Source organism: Sphingomonas sp. KRR8 (assembly GCF_023559245.1).
Taxonomy (GTDB): Bacteria; Pseudomonadota; Alphaproteobacteria; order Sphingomonadales; family Sphingomonadaceae; genus Sphingomicrobium.
Window position 1 is genome coordinate 2559007 of sequence record NZ_CP097462.1, and the last position, 14443, is coordinate 2573449.

General features: G+C 66.5%; 17 protein-coding genes, 1 tRNA gene and 1 pseudogene. 6 read left to right on the top strand and 13 right to left on the bottom strand.

Annotated elements, in window-relative coordinates:
• Nucleotide 1: 1 nt before the first annotated feature.
• The 7 genes from M8312_RS12950 to M8312_RS12980 all read right to left on the bottom strand — a co-directional run bounded on the left by M8312_RS12950 (nucleotide 2) and on the right by M8312_RS12980 (nucleotide 4557).
• A complete protein-coding gene (locus M8312_RS12950) occupies nucleotides 2-325 on the bottom strand; it encodes a DUF1476 domain-containing protein (RefSeq protein ID WP_250118097.1) in 324 nt (107 codons plus the stop codon).
• Nucleotides 326-394: 69 nt separating this feature from the next.
• Nucleotides 395-1390, bottom strand: a complete 996-nt coding sequence (locus M8312_RS12955) for an NADPH:quinone oxidoreductase family protein (RefSeq protein ID WP_250118098.1) — start codon at nucleotides 1388-1390, stop codon at nucleotides 395-397.
• Between the two features lie 19 nt (nucleotides 1391-1409).
• Nucleotides 1410-2093: a glutathione S-transferase family protein gene (locus M8312_RS12960; RefSeq protein WP_250118099.1), complete on the bottom strand. Its 684-nt coding sequence runs from the start codon at nucleotides 2091-2093 to the stop codon at nucleotides 1410-1412.
• 7 nt (nucleotides 2094-2100) lie between these two features.
• Nucleotides 2101-2736 (bottom strand): CoA transferase subunit B, encoded by a 636-nt coding sequence (locus tag M8312_RS12965; RefSeq protein WP_250119787.1) that lies wholly within the window; start codon nucleotides 2734-2736, stop codon nucleotides 2101-2103.
• Complete coding sequence (locus tag M8312_RS12970; protein WP_250118100.1) at nucleotides 2736-3446, bottom strand: CoA transferase subunit A; 711 nt, start codon at nucleotides 3444-3446, stop codon at nucleotides 2736-2738. The genes M8312_RS12965 and M8312_RS12970 overlap by 1 nt, the downstream gene beginning before the upstream one ends.
• 62 nt (nucleotides 3447-3508) lie before the next feature.
• Nucleotides 3509-4144 carry a glutathione S-transferase family protein gene (locus M8312_RS12975; protein ID WP_250118101.1) on the bottom strand — a complete coding sequence of 212 codons (636 nt, stop codon included), beginning with the start codon at nucleotides 4142-4144 and terminating at the stop codon, nucleotides 3509-3511.
• Nucleotides 4145-4257: 113 nt separating this feature from the next.
• Entirely contained in the window at nucleotides 4258-4557 is a 300-nt protein-coding gene (locus M8312_RS12980) for an SCP2 sterol-binding domain-containing protein (RefSeq protein WP_250118102.1), read from the bottom strand.
• 98 nt (nucleotides 4558-4655) lie between these two features.
• On the opposite strand from M8312_RS12980, the gene M8312_RS12985 reads away from it, so the two are divergent.
• On the top strand, nucleotides 4656-5237 hold the full coding sequence (locus M8312_RS12985) for a hypothetical protein (protein WP_250118103.1): 582 nt from the start codon (nucleotides 4656-4658) through the stop codon (nucleotides 5235-5237).
• A 2-nt stretch (nucleotides 5238-5239) separates the two neighbouring features.
• Here the strand turns inward: M8312_RS12985 and M8312_RS12990 are convergent, their stop codons facing one another.
• From M8312_RS12990 to M8312_RS13010, 5 genes and pseudogenes are all read right to left on the bottom strand, one after another.
• A complete protein-coding gene (locus M8312_RS12990; protein WP_502957425.1) occupies nucleotides 5240-6529 on the bottom strand; it encodes a sensor histidine kinase in 1290 nt (429 codons plus the stop codon).
• A 104-nt stretch (nucleotides 6530-6633) separates the two neighbouring features.
• A pseudogene (locus M8312_RS14525) lies at nucleotides 6634-6984 on the bottom strand (PAS domain-containing protein); the annotation flags it as partial.
• 187 nt (nucleotides 6985-7171) lie between these two features.
• Nucleotides 7172-7546 carry a DUF423 domain-containing protein gene (locus M8312_RS13000; RefSeq protein WP_502957426.1) on the bottom strand — a complete coding sequence of 125 codons (375 nt, stop codon included), beginning with the start codon at nucleotides 7544-7546 and terminating at the stop codon, nucleotides 7172-7174.
• Nucleotides 7543-8982 carry an NAD-dependent succinate-semialdehyde dehydrogenase gene (locus tag M8312_RS13005; protein ID WP_250118106.1) on the bottom strand — a complete coding sequence of 480 codons (1440 nt, stop codon included), beginning with the start codon at nucleotides 8980-8982 and terminating at the stop codon, nucleotides 7543-7545. Before M8312_RS13005 ends, M8312_RS13000 begins: the two co-directional genes overlap by 4 nt.
• Nucleotides 8983-9033: 51 nt before the next feature.
• Nucleotides 9034-9285 (bottom strand): PilZ domain-containing protein, encoded by a 252-nt coding sequence (locus M8312_RS13010; RefSeq protein ID WP_250118107.1) that lies wholly within the window; start codon nucleotides 9283-9285, stop codon nucleotides 9034-9036.
• A gap of 428 nt (nucleotides 9286-9713) precedes the next feature.
• Between M8312_RS13010 and rpsA the strand changes: the two genes are divergently transcribed.
• From rpsA to M8312_RS13030, 4 genes are all read left to right on the top strand, one after another.
• Nucleotides 9714-11429, top strand: a complete 1716-nt coding sequence (gene rpsA, locus M8312_RS13015; protein WP_250118108.1) for a 30S ribosomal protein S1 — start codon at nucleotides 9714-9716, stop codon at nucleotides 11427-11429.
• Between the two features lie 148 nt (nucleotides 11430-11577).
• Nucleotides 11578-11880, top strand: a complete 303-nt coding sequence (locus M8312_RS13020; RefSeq protein WP_250118109.1) for an integration host factor subunit beta — start codon at nucleotides 11578-11580, stop codon at nucleotides 11878-11880.
• Nucleotides 11881-11925: 45 nt separating this feature from the next.
• Nucleotides 11926-12010 (top strand) — tRNA-Leu (locus M8312_RS13025).
• Between the two features lie 179 nt (nucleotides 12011-12189).
• Nucleotides 12190-12354 (top strand): hypothetical protein, encoded by a 165-nt coding sequence (locus M8312_RS13030; RefSeq protein WP_250118110.1) that lies wholly within the window; start codon nucleotides 12190-12192, stop codon nucleotides 12352-12354.
• Here M8312_RS13030 and M8312_RS13035 read toward each other — a convergent pair.
• Entirely contained in the window at nucleotides 12351-13664 is a 1314-nt protein-coding gene (locus M8312_RS13035) for an MFS transporter (RefSeq protein WP_250119789.1), read from the bottom strand. The genes M8312_RS13030 and M8312_RS13035 overlap by 4 nt on opposite strands.
• A gap of 94 nt (nucleotides 13665-13758) precedes the next feature.
• Between M8312_RS13035 and pgsA the strand changes: the two genes are divergently transcribed.
• A complete protein-coding gene (gene pgsA, locus M8312_RS13040; protein ID WP_250118111.1) occupies nucleotides 13759-14325 on the top strand; it encodes a CDP-diacylglycerol--glycerol-3-phosphate 3-phosphatidyltransferase in 567 nt (188 codons plus the stop codon).
• Nucleotides 14326-14443 lie beyond the last annotated feature (118 nt).

Consider the following 14443-nt stretch of genomic DNA (forward strand, 5'->3'; position numbering starts at 1 on the left):
ATCAGCTCCCCGCCATCAGCTGGCGGCGGGCCTCGTCGGCCTTGTGCCCGAGCTGCTCACGGATGGTCGCCTCGTCGGTGTCGACGCCGGCGCTGGTGAGGTCGCCAAGAACCTTGCGAATGACGTCCTCGTCGCCCGCTTCCTCGAAATCGGCGCGCACCACGTCCTTGGCGTAGGCGTCCGCCTCGACGTCGGACAGACCCATCAGCCCCGCCGCCCAGGTTCCGAGCAGCCGGTTGCGGCGCGCAAGCATGCGGAACTTCATGTCCTCGTCATGGGCGAACTTGGCTTCGAAGGCTTTTTCGCGGTCGTCGAAGGTGGTCATCGTGGCGTCCCCTGTTCTCGTTTGGCTGGCGAGATAGGCGGGGAGGGGCCGCAACTCAACCAAGCGGGGTCAGAGTTCGACCACCAGCTTGCCGATCACCTGCCGCGCCGCCATCGCGGCGATGGCCTCACCGGCCCTCTCCAGCGGGTAGGTGGCGCTGACCCTGGGCGCGATCTTGCCGGCATCCCACAGTGCGAACAGTTCCGCGACATGCGCCTGGTTCGCGGCCGGGTCGCGCATGGCGAACGCACCCCAGAAGACGCCGCACACATCGCAGCTCTTGAGCAGGGTGAGGTTGAGCGGAAGCTTTGGAATGCCGGCCGGGAAGCCGACCACCAGGTAGCGTCCCTCCCAGGCGATGCTGCGCAGTGCGGGTTCGGCATAATCGCCGCCGACCGGATCATAGATGACGTCCGCCCCGGCCGGTCCGACCGCCGCCTTGAACTGCTCGGCCAAGGCCTTCTGGCCATCGCGATCGAACGGCCCGCGCGGGTAGACGATGGCGGCGTCGGCGCCGGCGTCGCGGGCGGCCCGCGCCTTGTCCTCGCTGGACACCGCGGCGATCACCCGCGCGCCGCGGGCCTTGCCGAGTTCCACCGCGGCCAGCCCGACACCGCCCGCCGCGCCCAATACCAGCAGCGTCTGACCCGCCTGGAGATGGCCGCGGTCCCACAGCGCGTGAATGCTGGTGGCATAGGTCAGCAGCAGCGCCGCTCCATCGGTGAAGCTGCGTCCCTCCGGCAGTCGGAAGGCGCTTCGGGCCGGAATGACGATCTCCTCCGCCAATCCGCCGAAGCCGGGCACGGCGATCAGCCGATCACCGACCTGCCAGTCGCTGACGCCTTTGCCGACGCCGATCACCTCGCCCGCGATCTCGCCGCCCGGCGCGAACGGGCGCGGGGGTTTCAGCTGATACTTGTCCTCGATGATCAGCACGTCGGGATAGTTGATGGCGGCCGCGCGCACGCGGACCAGCAGTTCGCCTTCACCCGGCGTCGGGGAGGGGAGGTCGGTGATCGCCAGCGTCTCTGGTCCGCCCGGGGCCGTGCTCAACAGTGCGCGCATGACTTCCTTCTCCGTCCGCTTAGGCCTTGGCCCGATAGTCCGCCGTCACCACGCCCGCTTCGGCCAGCTCGGCTTCATGCCCTTCCTCGCGGTAGGTCTCGGCCAATGCCGCCGTTTCCCAAGCCTGCATGGCCGGTTCGGCCAGCATCCGCTCGACCCACGCCTGCCCAAGCGGGCCCACCTCCAGCCCATAGGTCCGAATGCGAAAGACCACGGGGGCGAAGAACGCGTCGGCCGCGGTGAAATGCGCCCCGGCCAGGTAAGGACCGCCGAAACGCTCAAGCCCTTCCTCGAAGATCTCGCGGATGCGCTCGACGTCGCGCTCAAGGGCCGGGCTGGCGGGGCGCGGCCGCACCCGAACTCCGACATTCATGCTGCAATCATTGCGCAGCGCCGGGAAGCCGCTGTGCATCTCGCAGGTGACGCATTGCGCCCACACCCGCGCCGACAGCTCCCGTGGCCAGACCGCTTCGTGCCGATCGGCCAGGTAGAGAATAATGGCCAGGCTGCCCCACACGGTCTGTGTGCCGTCGACCAGGCAGGGCACCGTCCCGCTGGGTGAGAAGCGCCGGAACGCCGCGCGGTTGTCGAGGCCGGCGAACTGCACCAGCTCTTCCTCGAACGGGATGCCGAGCGCTGTCATCAGCACCCACGGGCGCAGCGACCAGCTGGAATAATTCTTGTTGGCGATGATCAGCTTCATCGCGCCGTCAGCCTTCGAATGTCGCCGTGGTCTTCTGCCGCACTTCGTCGGCCGAAACGCCGGGTGCGGTCTCGATCAGCCGGAACGGGCTCTGGTGGTCGGCGCGCTGGAACACGGCAAGGTCGGTGATGATCATGTCGACCACATTCCTGCCCGTCAGAGGCAGGGTGCAGGCCGGAATGAACTTGGGGCTGCCGTCCTTGGCATTGTGCTCCATGACGACGATGATCTTCTTGACGCCGGCCACCAGGTCCATGGCGCCGCCCATGCCCTTGATCATCTTGCCCGGGACCATCCAGTTGGCAAGGTCGCCGCCTTCGCTCACTTCCATGCCGCCCAGCACGGCGAGGTCGATGTGCCCGCCGCGGATCATGGCGAAGCTGTCCGCACTCGAAAAGTAGCTCGTCTTGTCGAGCTCGGAGACGGTCTGCTTGCCGGCGTTGATGAGGTCGGGATCGACCTCGTCCTCATAGGGGAACGGCCCGATGCCCAGCATCCCGTTCTCGGACTGAAGCGTCACCTCCATACCCGCCGGAACGTGGTTCGCGACCAGGGTCGGAATGCCGATGCCGAGGTTCACGTAGAAGCCGTCCTGAAGCTCCTTCGCGGCACGTGCCGCCATCTCGTCGCGGGTCCAGCCCATCATGCAGTCTCCCGCTGCCGCACGGTGCGGAACTCGATCTTCTTGTCGTAGGGGGCGCCGAGGATCAGGCGGTTCACGTAGATGCTCGGCAGGTGGATACCGTCGGGGTCGAGGCTGCCCACCGGCACGATCTCCTCGACTTCCGCGACGCAGACCTTGCCGCAGGTGGCGGCCGGCGCGTTGAAGTTGCGGGCGGTCTTGCGGAAGACGAGGTTACCGGCCTCGTCGGCCTTCCAGCCCTTGATGATCGCCAGGTCAGCGCGAATGCCCCGCTCGAGGATATATTCCTCCCCGTCGAAGTTCTTCACTTCCTTGCCCTCGGCCACCTGGGTGCCGACGCCCGTCCTGGTGTAGAAGCCCGGAATGCCCGCGCCGCCGGCGCGCATCCGCTCGGCCAAGGTGCCCTGGGGGCAGAACTCCACCTCCAGCTCCCCGGCCAGAAACTGCCGCTCGAACTCCTTGTTCTCGCCGACGTAGGACGAGATCATCTTCCTGACCTGCCGCGTGCGGAGCAGCTTGCCGAGCCCCTCATTGTCGATGCCGGCATTGTTGGAGGCGATGGTCAGGTCCTCGACCTTGGCTTCGACCAGCGCATCGATCAGCCTCTCCGGGATGCCGCAGAGGCCGAAACCGCCCGCCGCGATGGTCATGCCGTCGAACAGCAGCCCGTGCAGGGCGGCGCCGGCGTCGGGATAGATCTTGTTGGCCATTCAGCCCTCCTCGTCGGGCGCTCGCCTAAGCGAAGTTGAAAGTTGGTTCAACTTCGCCCCGCTCAGTCGAACTCGGCCGGCTTGAGGCCTTCCTGTTCAAGAGCGCGGGCCACCGCCGGCCGCTCGATCACCCGGCCGACCAGCGATGACCAGCGGGGATAGACGCTCATGTCGAACTTGGCCCGGACCGCCCAGCGGTAGAAGACCGCGGCATAGCTGTCGGCAGCGGTGAACGCGTCACCCGCAAGCCAGCCGGCCCCGCACAGGTCGTCGAGCTCGTTGAAGTGGCTGGTCAGCGCGGCGCGTCCGCCTTCCTGGATGGCGGCATGGATCTCATCGTCGGGGCTGAAGCGGCCGGGCCGGAACAGCTGGGCGAAGGAGATATGAACCGTGCTGGCGAACCAGCCGAGCAGCTGGTTCACCCGCGCACGCTCCAGCGGGTCTCCGACCGGCACCGAACCTTCGGCTCCGTAAGTGTCGCCGATCCAGTTGAGGATGGCGATATTTTCGGTGATTGTGCCCTGGCCCGTCACCAGTGCCGGCACCCGCGCGTGCGGATTGACGCGAAGGAACTCCTCGCCGTGCTGGTCGCCCTGGGCGAGGTTCAGGCGCGCGCCTTCATACTCGGCCCCGGCTTCCTCGAGCGCGATGTGGCTGACCAGCGAGCAGGCGCCGGGGGAATAATAGAAAGTGAGCATCGGTGCGCTCCTATCGTGGTCACGGCGAGGAGCCGCAGCGCCGAAGCAGTCCAGTTCGCTACCAATGGAAACTGGACGGCTTCGCACCGCTCGCGATGACGTTGGTGAGCGGCTTAGCCGCGCAGCTTGGAGACGACGCCCTGCAGCTGCATGGCGTTGGACATGTCGCCCTCGACCTTGAGCTTGCCGGTCATGAAGGCGGTCATGCCGTCGAGCTGACCGGCGGCCATCGCCTGCCAGTCGGCCCAGCTGACCTTGATGGTGGTGTCCGCCTGGCCGTCGTCCTCGCTGACGCTGTTCGCGGTTCCGTCCAGCATGATCTTGCCTTCATCACCGAAGTCCAGCTTGACCTTCTTGCCCGGGAGATAGGCGTTGGACTCCTGCATCTTCTGCACCAGTTCCTGCTTGGTCATGACGTTCTCCAATTGGCAGATATTGGCTCGGCGGTAGCTTGGTGGCCGGGGTGCGGCAAGGGGGTGCCAGGTCCGCTGGTCATGCGTTAAGAAGCGTCATGGTGAAGAGTGGAAGTGACGCGAGGATCGATAATCGGCGGGGTATCCTGACGCTGATCACGGGCTGGCTGGTGATCGCCGTGGCGGCCGTGACGTTCGTCCTTCCACTCGGTGATCCGCGCCATGCGGGCAGGATGATCGGGCTGTTGCTGCTTGCCGCCGGAGTCATGGAGACGGTGGCCGGAAGCCAGCGCGAGGCGGCCCGCTTGCCGTCCGTGACCGCTGGCGCGCTGACGGTCGGTGCCGGCGTCATGTTCCTTACCGGTGAGTGGCGCGGGCTACTGCCGGCGGTGAATATCATCATCATCTGGCTGGCGCTGCGCAGCCTGCTGCTGCTGGTCGCAACCTGGCGCGCGGGCACCTCGTCCATCCGCAAGTGGACGGCGATCGCCGCCGCCACCGACTTCCTGCTGGCCGCGCTGCTCGTGGTCGGCGTGTCGATCGCGAGCCTCGTCTACAATCTGTTCGGCCCGACACAGCAACTGGTCGCCAGTTTCTCGTGGGTGCTGGCGCTCAGCTTCCTCGCCACCGGGACGATGCTGCTCGAGGTCGCCAACTGCGAGCGCGAGGGCGCGGCCTGACCTCAGGCCAGCGGAAGCGTCAGCCGCAGGCTGAGCCCGTCACTTTGCCAGTCGCGCTCTAGCGTCCCCCGATGCTGGCGCACCAGCCGGTCGATCAGCGTCGATCCGAAACCGCTCCGGATCGGCGCTCCGCTGCAGGGGCTGTTCCGCTCCGTCCAGGTCAGATGAACTTGCGCGGGCGTGTGGTTCTCGTCGAGCGTCCAGCAGACCTCCAGCGCTCCGCCTTCGACGTGCAGGCTTCCATACTTGCACGCGTTGGTGGTGAGCTCGTGAAGCACCATGCCGACGGTGATCGCGCTCTTGGCGGGAAGCACCACGTCCGGCCCCGTGATGCGGATCTCCTGGGAGCCCATCTCATAGGGCCTGAGCTCATTACGGACGAGATCGGTGAGGGATGCGGCGTCGTTGTCGGTGCGAAGCAGGCCATAGGTCGAGGCCAGCGCCATCAGCCGCTCGGAGAAGTTCTTCTCGAACGTGGCGGCATCGGGTGCGTTGCGCAGCGTTGCGCGCGCCATCGCCTGGATCGTTGCAAGGTTGTTCTTGATACGGTGGTGAAGCTCGGCGTTGAACAGCTTGAGCTGGTCGTCGGCGTAGCGGCGAGCGGTGATGTCGCGGGAGATGGAGACGATCCGAGAGGGCGCGCCATTTTCGTCGAGGATCGGAGAAACGGAAACGTCCCACCACTTGGGCGTGCCCGCGGCGGTGGGGCAGAAGGCCTCGAAGGTCGAATGCTCCCCGCGCGCCGCCCTCACCAGCGCATCGCGCACGTGCGCGGCGCCCGGCTCGGGCCAGAACTGTTCCCACGGCTTGCCCAGCAGGCGGGTGACGTCGGCGACCTCCATCACGCGTTGCCCATTGCGGTTCATGAAGCTCACCGTTCCGTCGAGCTCGATCACCTTGATGCAATCGGTTGAGGCGTCGAGCACCGACTGAAGGAAGCGGTCGTTCTCCCGCAGTGCCGTCTCGCGCGCCTTGTGGTCGGTGATGTCCTCGTCGACGCCGACCATGCGCAGCGGCTTGCCGGTGGACTCCCGCACCACGACCCCGCGGGTGTGGGTCCAGCGATGGCTTCCGTCGGGCCGGACCATGCGGAACTCGATGTCGTAGTCCCTGGTGCCGGCGAGAGCCTGCTGCAGCGCCTTCTTAACAGGCTCCTGGTCATGGGATGGACGAGGGCGAAGAAGCCGTCGACGTTCTGGCCGAAGTCCGGGTCGACGCCAGCCATGGCGGCGAGCTTCTCGTCCCATTCCACGGCGCCGGTGGAGGGGTCCCACTCCCAGCAGGCGATGCATTTCGCCTGCATGGCGAGCTGCAAGCGTTCCTGATTGGCGGTGGCCTTCTGCTCCAGCAGGACCAGCTCGGTGATGTCGACATTGATCCCGACCAGACGCTCGGGGTGACCGTCCACTCCCAGGATGATCCGACCGCGATCCTGGATCCACAGCATCGAACCATCGGGACGAAGCATTCGAAACCGGTGATCCACATCCGCGCCGTGCTTCAGCGCCGCCTCGGCGACACTTGCGACCTGGTCCCGGTCGTCCGGGTGGATCGCGCCGAGCCAGCACTCCAGGGTTGGTTCGGTGCCCGCCGCGAACCCATAAAGGGCGATGGTGGAGGCCGACCATTCAAGCTTCTGGGTTCTGAAGTCGAACGTGTAGGCGGCGACCTTGCCGGCTTCCTGCGCCAGCCGCAGCCACTCGTGGGCCTGGCGAAGCTGGTCCTCGACGGCACGGCGCTTCGCCATGTCGTCGAGCAGCGCCTTGAGGATAGGTCCGTCGCCCTCGTCGGCGCGCGTCCGGGTCAGCGCGGCAAGCTGCGCCTCCAGTTCGCGGACGCGGTCGGCGAGGTGCTGAGTCGTCACGACCTCAGGATTAACCAAGCGAACCGTAACTCGCAATCTCGGCCTCAGGTCTAGGCTGGGCCACAGCTCGTCAGGGGCGCGGCCGCGACGCTTTCCAGGCGAGCAGGGCCCAGCCCAGGATCATTGCCGCACCGCCAACCGGAGTCACCGCTCCAAGCCAGCGCGGCGCGCCGAGCGCCATGGCGAACAACGTGGCCGCGAACAGCGCCGCGCCGCCGCCGAGCAGCCAGCCGGAAAGGCGCACCTCGGTCCGCCCGCTCACGCCCAGCGCCACCGCCAGCACGGCAATCGGCAAGAGATATTGCACGGCGGTCTGCCACCAGCCGAGCGCTTCGGCATCGAGCCGCCCTTTCAGCGCATGTGCGCCGAACGCACCAAGCATGACCGCCACCGCGCCAAGCAGCGCGCCGGTCACCACCAGCGGATCACGTCCGCCGGCGCTCACGCCTGGTGGATGGCCTTGGTCACCTGGTAGCTCTGCAGCCCCTCGGGTCCGCCTTCGGAGCCGGTGCCCGAATCCTTGATTCCGCCGAAGGGAGCGTCGGCGACCGAGATGGCGAAGGTGTTGATGCCCACCATCCCGCTCTCGATCCCATCGCCCATCAGGTTGGCGCGGCGGCCATTCTCGGTGAAGACGAAGGCGGCGAGGCCGTATGGCAGGCGATTGGCCTGCTCGAGCGCCTCGTCGTCGCTGGCGAATGAGCGCATCAGCGCGACCGGGCCGAACGGCTCGTTGTTCATCACGTCCGCCTCGAGCGGCACGTCGGCGAGGACGGTCGGCTGGAAGAAGAAGCCGGCATCCCCCCGCTCACCGCCCGCAAGCACGCTCGCGCCCTTGGCCTTGGCGTCGTCGACCAGCTGCTGGATGGCGGGCAGGCGGCGCTGGTTGGCGAGCGGGCCCATGCCGACGCCGGCCTCCATGCCATTGCCGACCTTCACCTGGCGGGCGCGCTCGGCGAAGCCACGCTTGAACGCGTCGTAGATCCCTTCCTGGACGTAGAAGCGGGTGGGGGAGACGCACACCTGGCCGGCGTTGCGGAATTTCTGTGGAACGACCGCATCCAGGGTCTTTTCCAGGTCGCAATCGTCGAACACTAGCACGGGCGCGTGTCCGCCAAGCTCCATGGTGATTCGCTTCATTCCATCCGCGGCGAGTTTCATCAGATGCTTGCCGACGGGGATGGAGCCGGTGAAGCTGATCTTGCGGATGACCCGGCTGCCGATCAGCTGGCGGCTGACCGTGTCGGGAACCCCGTGGACCAGCTGGAACACGCCGTTGGGAATGCCGGCATCGGCCAGCGCCCGGCCCAGCGCGCCGGTGCAGCCCGGCGTTTCCTCGGGCGGTTTGGAAATGACGGTGCAGCCCGCCGCGAGCGCCGCCGCGACCTTCTTGGCGAGAAGGTAGATCGGGAAATTCCACGGCGTGAAGGTAGCGGTCGGGCCGACCGGCTGCGGAATCACGATCGAGCGCTGGCCGGCCGGGCGAACCAGCACGCGGCCGTAGGAGCGCTTGGCCTCCTCGGCATAATAATCGAACAGCTGCGCCGCGCCGTAGACCTCGCCGATCGCCTCGGGCAGCGGCTTTCCCTGCTCCTGGGTGAGGAGCGCGCCGATTGCCGGCGCCCGTTCGCGCAGCAGAGCGGCGGCCTTGTGGAGGATCGCACCGCGCGCCTCGACATCGGTCGCGCGCCAGGCGGGCCAGGCGCGGTCGGCCGCCGCCAATGCTTCCTCAAGGTCGGCGGTGGACGCGAGCGGCACTTCGCCGATCGTATCGCCGGTAGCCGGGTTGATCACGGCTGCGGCATCGGCTTGCTCGCCGGCGCGCCAGCTGCCGTCGATGAAGAGCTTGAGGTCGGCGTCGTAGGTGGCGGTGTCGGTCATGGGGACGATCTAGGCCTCCCGATGCCCCCCGCCAAGCCCGTTCGCTGGGGCTCAATCCACCGTCGGCGGCGGGTCGAGGAACAGGCCGCCGGCCTCGTTCCCCAAGGTCCACTGGATGCGGGCGAGCACGGTTTCGCCCTTTTCCAGGCGCAATTCGATCTCGTCCCCTTCATGAAGATCGTCGAAGTGCTCCAGCCGGAACCCCCGCGCGGAGACATCCTTGACGGTCACCTTCGACTGATGCCCGTCTCGGGCGACGAGGATGGCCGGATACTCAACCCCGACCCGCGGTCCACGCGTCATTCCTGCTCCATACGCTTGGCGGAGAACGAACAACCCCGCGATGTCGTTCGGGATTAATCATAATTTAAGCTGAAGCGAAAGCCTCTGTGATCAGCTAGCTTGACACTTCTGCGGCGTCGCTTGTCTCTGGGGAGGTGCTGCGCTAAAGGCGCGCCTGCCTGACGGGTGGTGAAATCCGCGGGCAGCCCGTTCCTTCGGCGTGCTCACCGGGCCTTTTTGAGGCCCTCGCCAGCATGCAGGCCGCCCGGCATCAAGCTGGCGGCCCCCTCGGTCCCGGGCTGTTCGTGCTTCGCCGTTCGTCCGGTGCTTCGTCCGGCATGGTGCCGGCGGAGCCTTGGACCCAACGCTTGCCAGGTCCGCCAGATGGAAAGCCGACCGCTGTTGGTCCGGCTGGCGGCAAACCGACCGAGCACGAAAGAAAGAATCTCATGGCCACTGCGGCTTTTCCGACCCGCGACGATTTCGCGGCAATGCTCAATGAATCGCTTGGCGGCGAGAACGAGGCCTTCGAGGGCCGCGTCGTCAAGGGCACCGTCACCGGGATCGAGAACGACCTGGCGGTGATCGACGTCGGCCTCAAGAGCGAAGGCCGGGTTCCCCTGCGTGAGTTCGCCCTCCCCGGCCAGAAGGCCGAGTTGAAGGTCGGCGACGAAGTCGAGGTGTTCGTCGACCGGGTCGAGAACGCCAACGGCGAAGCGATGCTCAGCCGCGACCGCGCCCGCCGCGAAGCCGCCTGGGACAAGCTTGAAAAGGAATTCGAGGCCGGCAACCGCGTCGACGGCGTGATCTTCGGCCGCGTCAAGGGCGGCTTCACTGTCGACCTCGGCGGCGCCGTGGCGTTCCTGCCCGGCAGCCAGGTCGACATCCGCCCGGTCCGCGACGTCCAGCCGCTGATGGATCTGCCGCAGCCCTTCCAGGTGCTGAAGATGGATCGCCGCCGCGGCAACATCGTCGTCTCGCGCCGCGCTATTCTGGAAGAGACCCGCGCCGAGCAGCGTTCGGGCCTGATCCAGAGCCTGGCCGAAGAGCAGGTGATCGAGGGCGTGGTGAAGAACATCACCGACTACGGCGCCTTCGTGGATCTCGGCGGCATCGACGGCCTGCTGCACGTCACCGACATCAGCTACAAGCGCGTCAACCACCCGTCGGAAGTGCTCAACATCGGCGACACGGTGAAGGTGCAGATCGTCCGCATCAACCGTGAGACCCAGCGCATCAGCCTCGGCATGAAGCAGCTCGAAAGCGATCCGTGGGAGGGCGCCGCTGCCAAGTATCCGATCGAGGGTACCTTCCGCGGCCGCGTCACCAACATCACCGAATATGGCGCCTTCGTCGAACTGGAGCCGGGCATCGAAGGCCTGGTCCACGTCTCGGAGATGAGCTGGACCAAGAAGAACGTCCACCCGGGCAAGATCGTCAGCACCTCGCAGGAGGTGGACGTCAAGGTGCTCGAGGTCGATCAGGAGAAGCGCCGGATCTCGCTCGGCCTCAAGCAGGCCCAGAGCAATCCGTGGCACGATTTCGCGGACAAGCACCCGGTGGGCTCGACCGTCGAAGGCGAAGTCAAGAACGCGACCGAGTTCGGCCTGTTCGTCGGCCTCGACGGCGACGTCGATGGCATGGTCCACATGTCGGACATCGCCTGGGGCGTGTCGGGCGAGGAAGCGCTGCAGCTGCATCACAAGGGTGAGCGGGTGCAGGCGGTCGTTCTCGACGTCGACGTCGAGAAGGAGCGCATCAGCCTCGGCATGAAGCAGCTCGAGCGCGGCGGCGTGGCCGTCGGCGGCGGCACCGGCAGCGGCGCCAACAAGGGCGAGACGGTCACCGTCACCGTCCTCGAGGTCCGCGACGGCGGCCTGGAAGTGCAGATCGGCGACGATGGCGCGACCGGCTTCATCAAGCGCAACGATCTTGGCCGCGACCGCGACGAGCAGCGTCCGGAGCGGTTCCAGGTCGGCCAGAAGTTCGACGCCCTGGTCACCGGCTACGACCGGTCCAAGAAGCCGACCTTCTCGATCAAGGCGCTGCAGATCGCCGAAGAGAAGCAGGCGGTCGCCCAGTACGGTTCGAGCGACAGCGGCGCGAGCCTTGGTGACATCCTTGGCCAGGCGCTCAAGGAAGCTCAGGGCAAGACCAAGAAGTAAGCGACAGGGTGCGCCGCATGCGAGTGCGGCGCGCCCTTTCTTCCGGCCGGCGGGCAATGGCTTGCGCGGCCGGAAATTTCCTGACAGCTTGCCCGATGCCGGGTAAGCGTTTCTTTTCTGGGCAAAGAACCGAAGACGAGGACGGCGAATGATCCGGTCGGAACTGGTCAACAAGCTGTGTGGAGATTTCCCGGACCTTACCCAGCGTGAGGTCGAGACCGTGGTCGCGGCCCTGTTCGACTCCATCACGGAGCAGCTGGCCGACAATGGCCGGGTCGAGCTTCGCGGCTTCGGGGCCTTCTCGACGCGCCAGCGCGACGCCCGGGTCGGCCGCAATCCGCGCACCGGGGCCAGCGTCGATGTCGACGCCAAGTGCGTTCCCTATTTCAAGCCGGGCAAGGAGATGCGTGAGCGTCTCAACCTGTCCGAGGTGACGGCCGAGGCCGAGTAACCAGCGCTTGACCAGCGCGGCGCCGCTGCCGATGAGCACAGCCGTGCGGGCGTGGCGGAACGGTAGACGCTGGAGACTTAAAATCTTCTGTCCTTGAGGCGTGCGGGTTCGAGTCCCGCCGCCCGCACCACCATGACGGGAGCGCTGCCGCGCGCCCGGCAAAGCGGGAACCGCGCCGGTCGGCGCCGCCCGCTCCCCACTTCATCAAGCCAGCGAACCGTTCCCCTTGTCCCGGCTCGGGACGCGCGGACCCACATCCCATCGCAGACGTAATTGCCGAAATGGTAAACGTCGCGTTAGGAATTGCGCATGCGTCCACTTGTCCGCCTGTCCGCACCCGCCCAGTTCGGCCGGGGCCGTGCCTTCACCCTGGCCCTGCCACAGCCGCGGGCGATCACGCTTTCGGCTGACGCAAGGCTGTTCCTGACGGCTTATGCGGCCGCGTTCGTGGTGGTGTCGGCCTGGATCTCTTAATCGCAGGCGAGGTGGAGCTTCCAGCCTAGCCAGGCTGAAACCACCGTCCCCGCCGAGACCAGCAGCAGCGTTCCGGCGATCGACACGCCCAGCCAGGTCAGGCCCAGCAGCAGCACGGCGCCAAGCACCATCGCCCCGGCATTGACGATATTGTTCGCCGCGACCGTCCGCGCTGTCTCCGACTTTGGCACGGTGGTGGTCAGGAACGCGTAGAGCGGCACCACGAACATGCCGCCCGCGACCGCCACCCCGAACAGGGTCGCGATGACCCACCAGGCCTTCTTGTTCGTCAGGAAGACCGACACGTCGATCAGCGACCCCGAACCTTGCGGCCAGGTGCGCGCCAACAGGTAGAGCACGAACACGAACGCGCCCATCAGCAGCGCCGAGGCAGGTGCGAAGCGCGCCGACACCTCTCCCTTGAGCAGGCGGTTGATCACCAGCGATCCTACCGCCACCCCGACCGAGAAGATGGCCAGGAACAGGGTCGCGACACTCTGGCTCCCGTTGAACACATTCTTGACCAGTGGCGGGAATTGCGCGGCGAGCACGGCGCCGATCGCCCAGAAGAAGCTGATCGCCATGATCGCCAGGAACAGGCGCGGGATGTGCAGGGTAGCGCGGACCAGCCGGATCGACGCGCGCAGGATGTGCCAGTCGAGCCCGCGTGCCGGAAAGCCCTCGTCCTCCGGCTCGTCGACCGGCGGGGCGGGCGGCACGAACTGCCCAGCGATACGCCCGAGCACCGCCACCACCAGCACGCCCGCCGCGGCCAGGCCCGCATGGTAGCTGCCGTCCGACTGCTCGACGACCAGGATGCCGCCCAGGATGGTCCCGCCCAGGATGGCGATGTAGGTGCCGGCTTCGACCAGGCCCGTTCCGCCGAGCACCTCGTCCGCCTCCAGGTGCTGGGGCAGGAGGGCATATTTGATGGGTCCGAAAAAGGTCGAGTGGACCCCCATGGCGGTCAGCGCGACCAGCATCAGCGGGACGTTGTGGAGCATCAGGCCGCCGGCGCCGACGAGCATGATCCCGATCTCGGCATTCTTCACGGCGCGCACGATCCGGGTCTTGTCGATCGCGTCGGCCAACTGTCCCGACAGTGCCGAAAGCAGGAAGAAGGGCAGGATGAACAGCCCGCCGGCGATGGCGCTGAACGCCGCTTCCTGCGCTTCGGACCGATACACGCCGTAGATCACCAGCATGATCATGGCCGTACGAAAAAGGTTGTCGTTGAAGGCGTTGCAGAACTGCGTGACGAACAGTGGCAGGAAGCGCCGCGAACGCAGCAGATGGGTAACATTCTGCATCACGGCGGTAGGGAAACTCCAACGCAGGGGCAAACGGCAGTGGCGCCGGCATAGCCAGCTTTGCGGGTCGAACCAAACGCTATAACAAAGGGCGGTGCTGTCGCTTCCAAACCTGCTGACCTTGTCCCGCATCCTGGCGGTGCCGATCCTCGTCTTCCTGCTGTGGCGTCCGGTTCCGGTCGACTATCTGGTCACCTTCGTTCTTTACTGCATTGTCGGCATCACCGACTATTTCGACGGCTATCTTGCCCGCGCGAATGGGCAGATCAGCCGGCTTGGCCAGTTTCTCGACCCGATCGCGGACAAGATCATGATCGCCGCCGTGATCGTGATGCTGATCTCGACCCGCCATGCGAGCGAGGATCCGATCATTGCCGGCATCCACATCCTGCCCGCGCTGACCATCCTGCTGCGCGAGATCATCGTCTCGGGCCTGCGCGAGTTCCTGGCGCCGCTGCACGTCTCGGTTCCCGTCAGCCAGCTGGCCAAGTGGAAAACGACCTTCCAGCTGGTGTCGCTGGGCGCGTTGATCCTCGCGGGCGGCGTGCCCCACGCGCCGTGGATCCACACGGTCGGGCTGTTCAGCCTGTGGGCGGCCGCGCTGCTGACGCTGTTCACGGGCTGGGACTATCTGCGCCTCGGCCTCAGGCACATGGATTGAACGATAGGGTTTGGGCTGCTTGGGTGGCGCCCGGGAGTCTCTGCTGCAAACGGGACCGCCCAGATGGACAGGGTCACAGCTGAACCAGTTGCCCTCGCCGTCCTCCCCTCGGCAGGGT

What these genes read in the sequence shown, in the direction of transcription:
- rpsA (WP_250118108.1), top strand. Translation starts at nt 9,714, where the DNA reads ATGGCCACTGCGGCTTTTCCGACCCGCGACGATTTCGCGGCAATGCTC.
- M8312_RS13030 (WP_250118110.1), top strand. Translation starts at nt 12,190, where the DNA reads ATGCGTCCACTTGTCCGCCTGTCCGCACCCGCCCAGTTCGGCCGGGGC.
- M8312_RS12985 (WP_250118103.1), top strand. Translation starts at nt 4,656, where the DNA reads ATGGTGAAGAGTGGAAGTGACGCGAGGATCGATAATCGGCGGGGTATC.
- M8312_RS12965 (WP_250119787.1), bottom strand. Translation starts at nt 2,736, where the DNA reads ATGGGCTGGACCCGCGACGAGATGGCGGCACGTGCCGCGAAGGAGCTT.
- M8312_RS12950 (WP_250118097.1), bottom strand. Translation starts at nt 325, where the DNA reads ATGACCACCTTCGACGACCGCGAAAAAGCCTTCGAAGCCAAGTTCGCC.
- M8312_RS12970 (WP_250118100.1), bottom strand. Translation starts at nt 3,446, where the DNA reads ATGGCCAACAAGATCTATCCCGACGCCGGCGCCGCCCTGCACGGGCTG.
- M8312_RS12960 (WP_250118099.1), bottom strand. Translation starts at nt 2,093, where the DNA reads ATGAAGCTGATCATCGCCAACAAGAATTATTCCAGCTGGTCGCTGCGC.
- M8312_RS12990 (WP_502957425.1), bottom strand. Translation starts at nt 6,529, where the DNA reads ATGCATCGCCTGCTGGGAGTGGGACCCCTCCACCGGCGCCGTGGAATG.
- M8312_RS13010 (WP_250118107.1), bottom strand. Translation starts at nt 9,285, where the DNA reads ATGACGCGTGGACCGCGGGTCGGGGTTGAGTATCCGGCCATCCTCGTC.
- M8312_RS13005 (WP_250118106.1), bottom strand. Translation starts at nt 8,982, where the DNA reads ATGACCGACACCGCCACCTACGACGCCGACCTCAAGCTCTTCATCGAC.
- M8312_RS12975 (WP_250118101.1), bottom strand. Translation starts at nt 4,144, where the DNA reads ATGCTCACTTTCTATTATTCCCCCGGCGCCTGCTCGCTGGTCAGCCAC.
- M8312_RS12955 (WP_250118098.1), bottom strand. Translation starts at nt 1,390, where the DNA reads ATGCGCGCACTGTTGAGCACGGCCCCGGGCGGACCAGAGACGCTGGCG.
- M8312_RS12980 (WP_250118102.1), bottom strand. Translation starts at nt 4,557, where the DNA reads ATGACCAAGCAGGAACTGGTGCAGAAGATGCAGGAGTCCAACGCCTAT.
- M8312_RS13020 (WP_250118109.1), top strand. Translation starts at nt 11,578, where the DNA reads ATGATCCGGTCGGAACTGGTCAACAAGCTGTGTGGAGATTTCCCGGAC.
- M8312_RS13035 (WP_250119789.1), bottom strand. Translation starts at nt 13,664, where the DNA reads ATGCAGAATGTTACCCATCTGCTGCGTTCGCGGCGCTTCCTGCCACTG.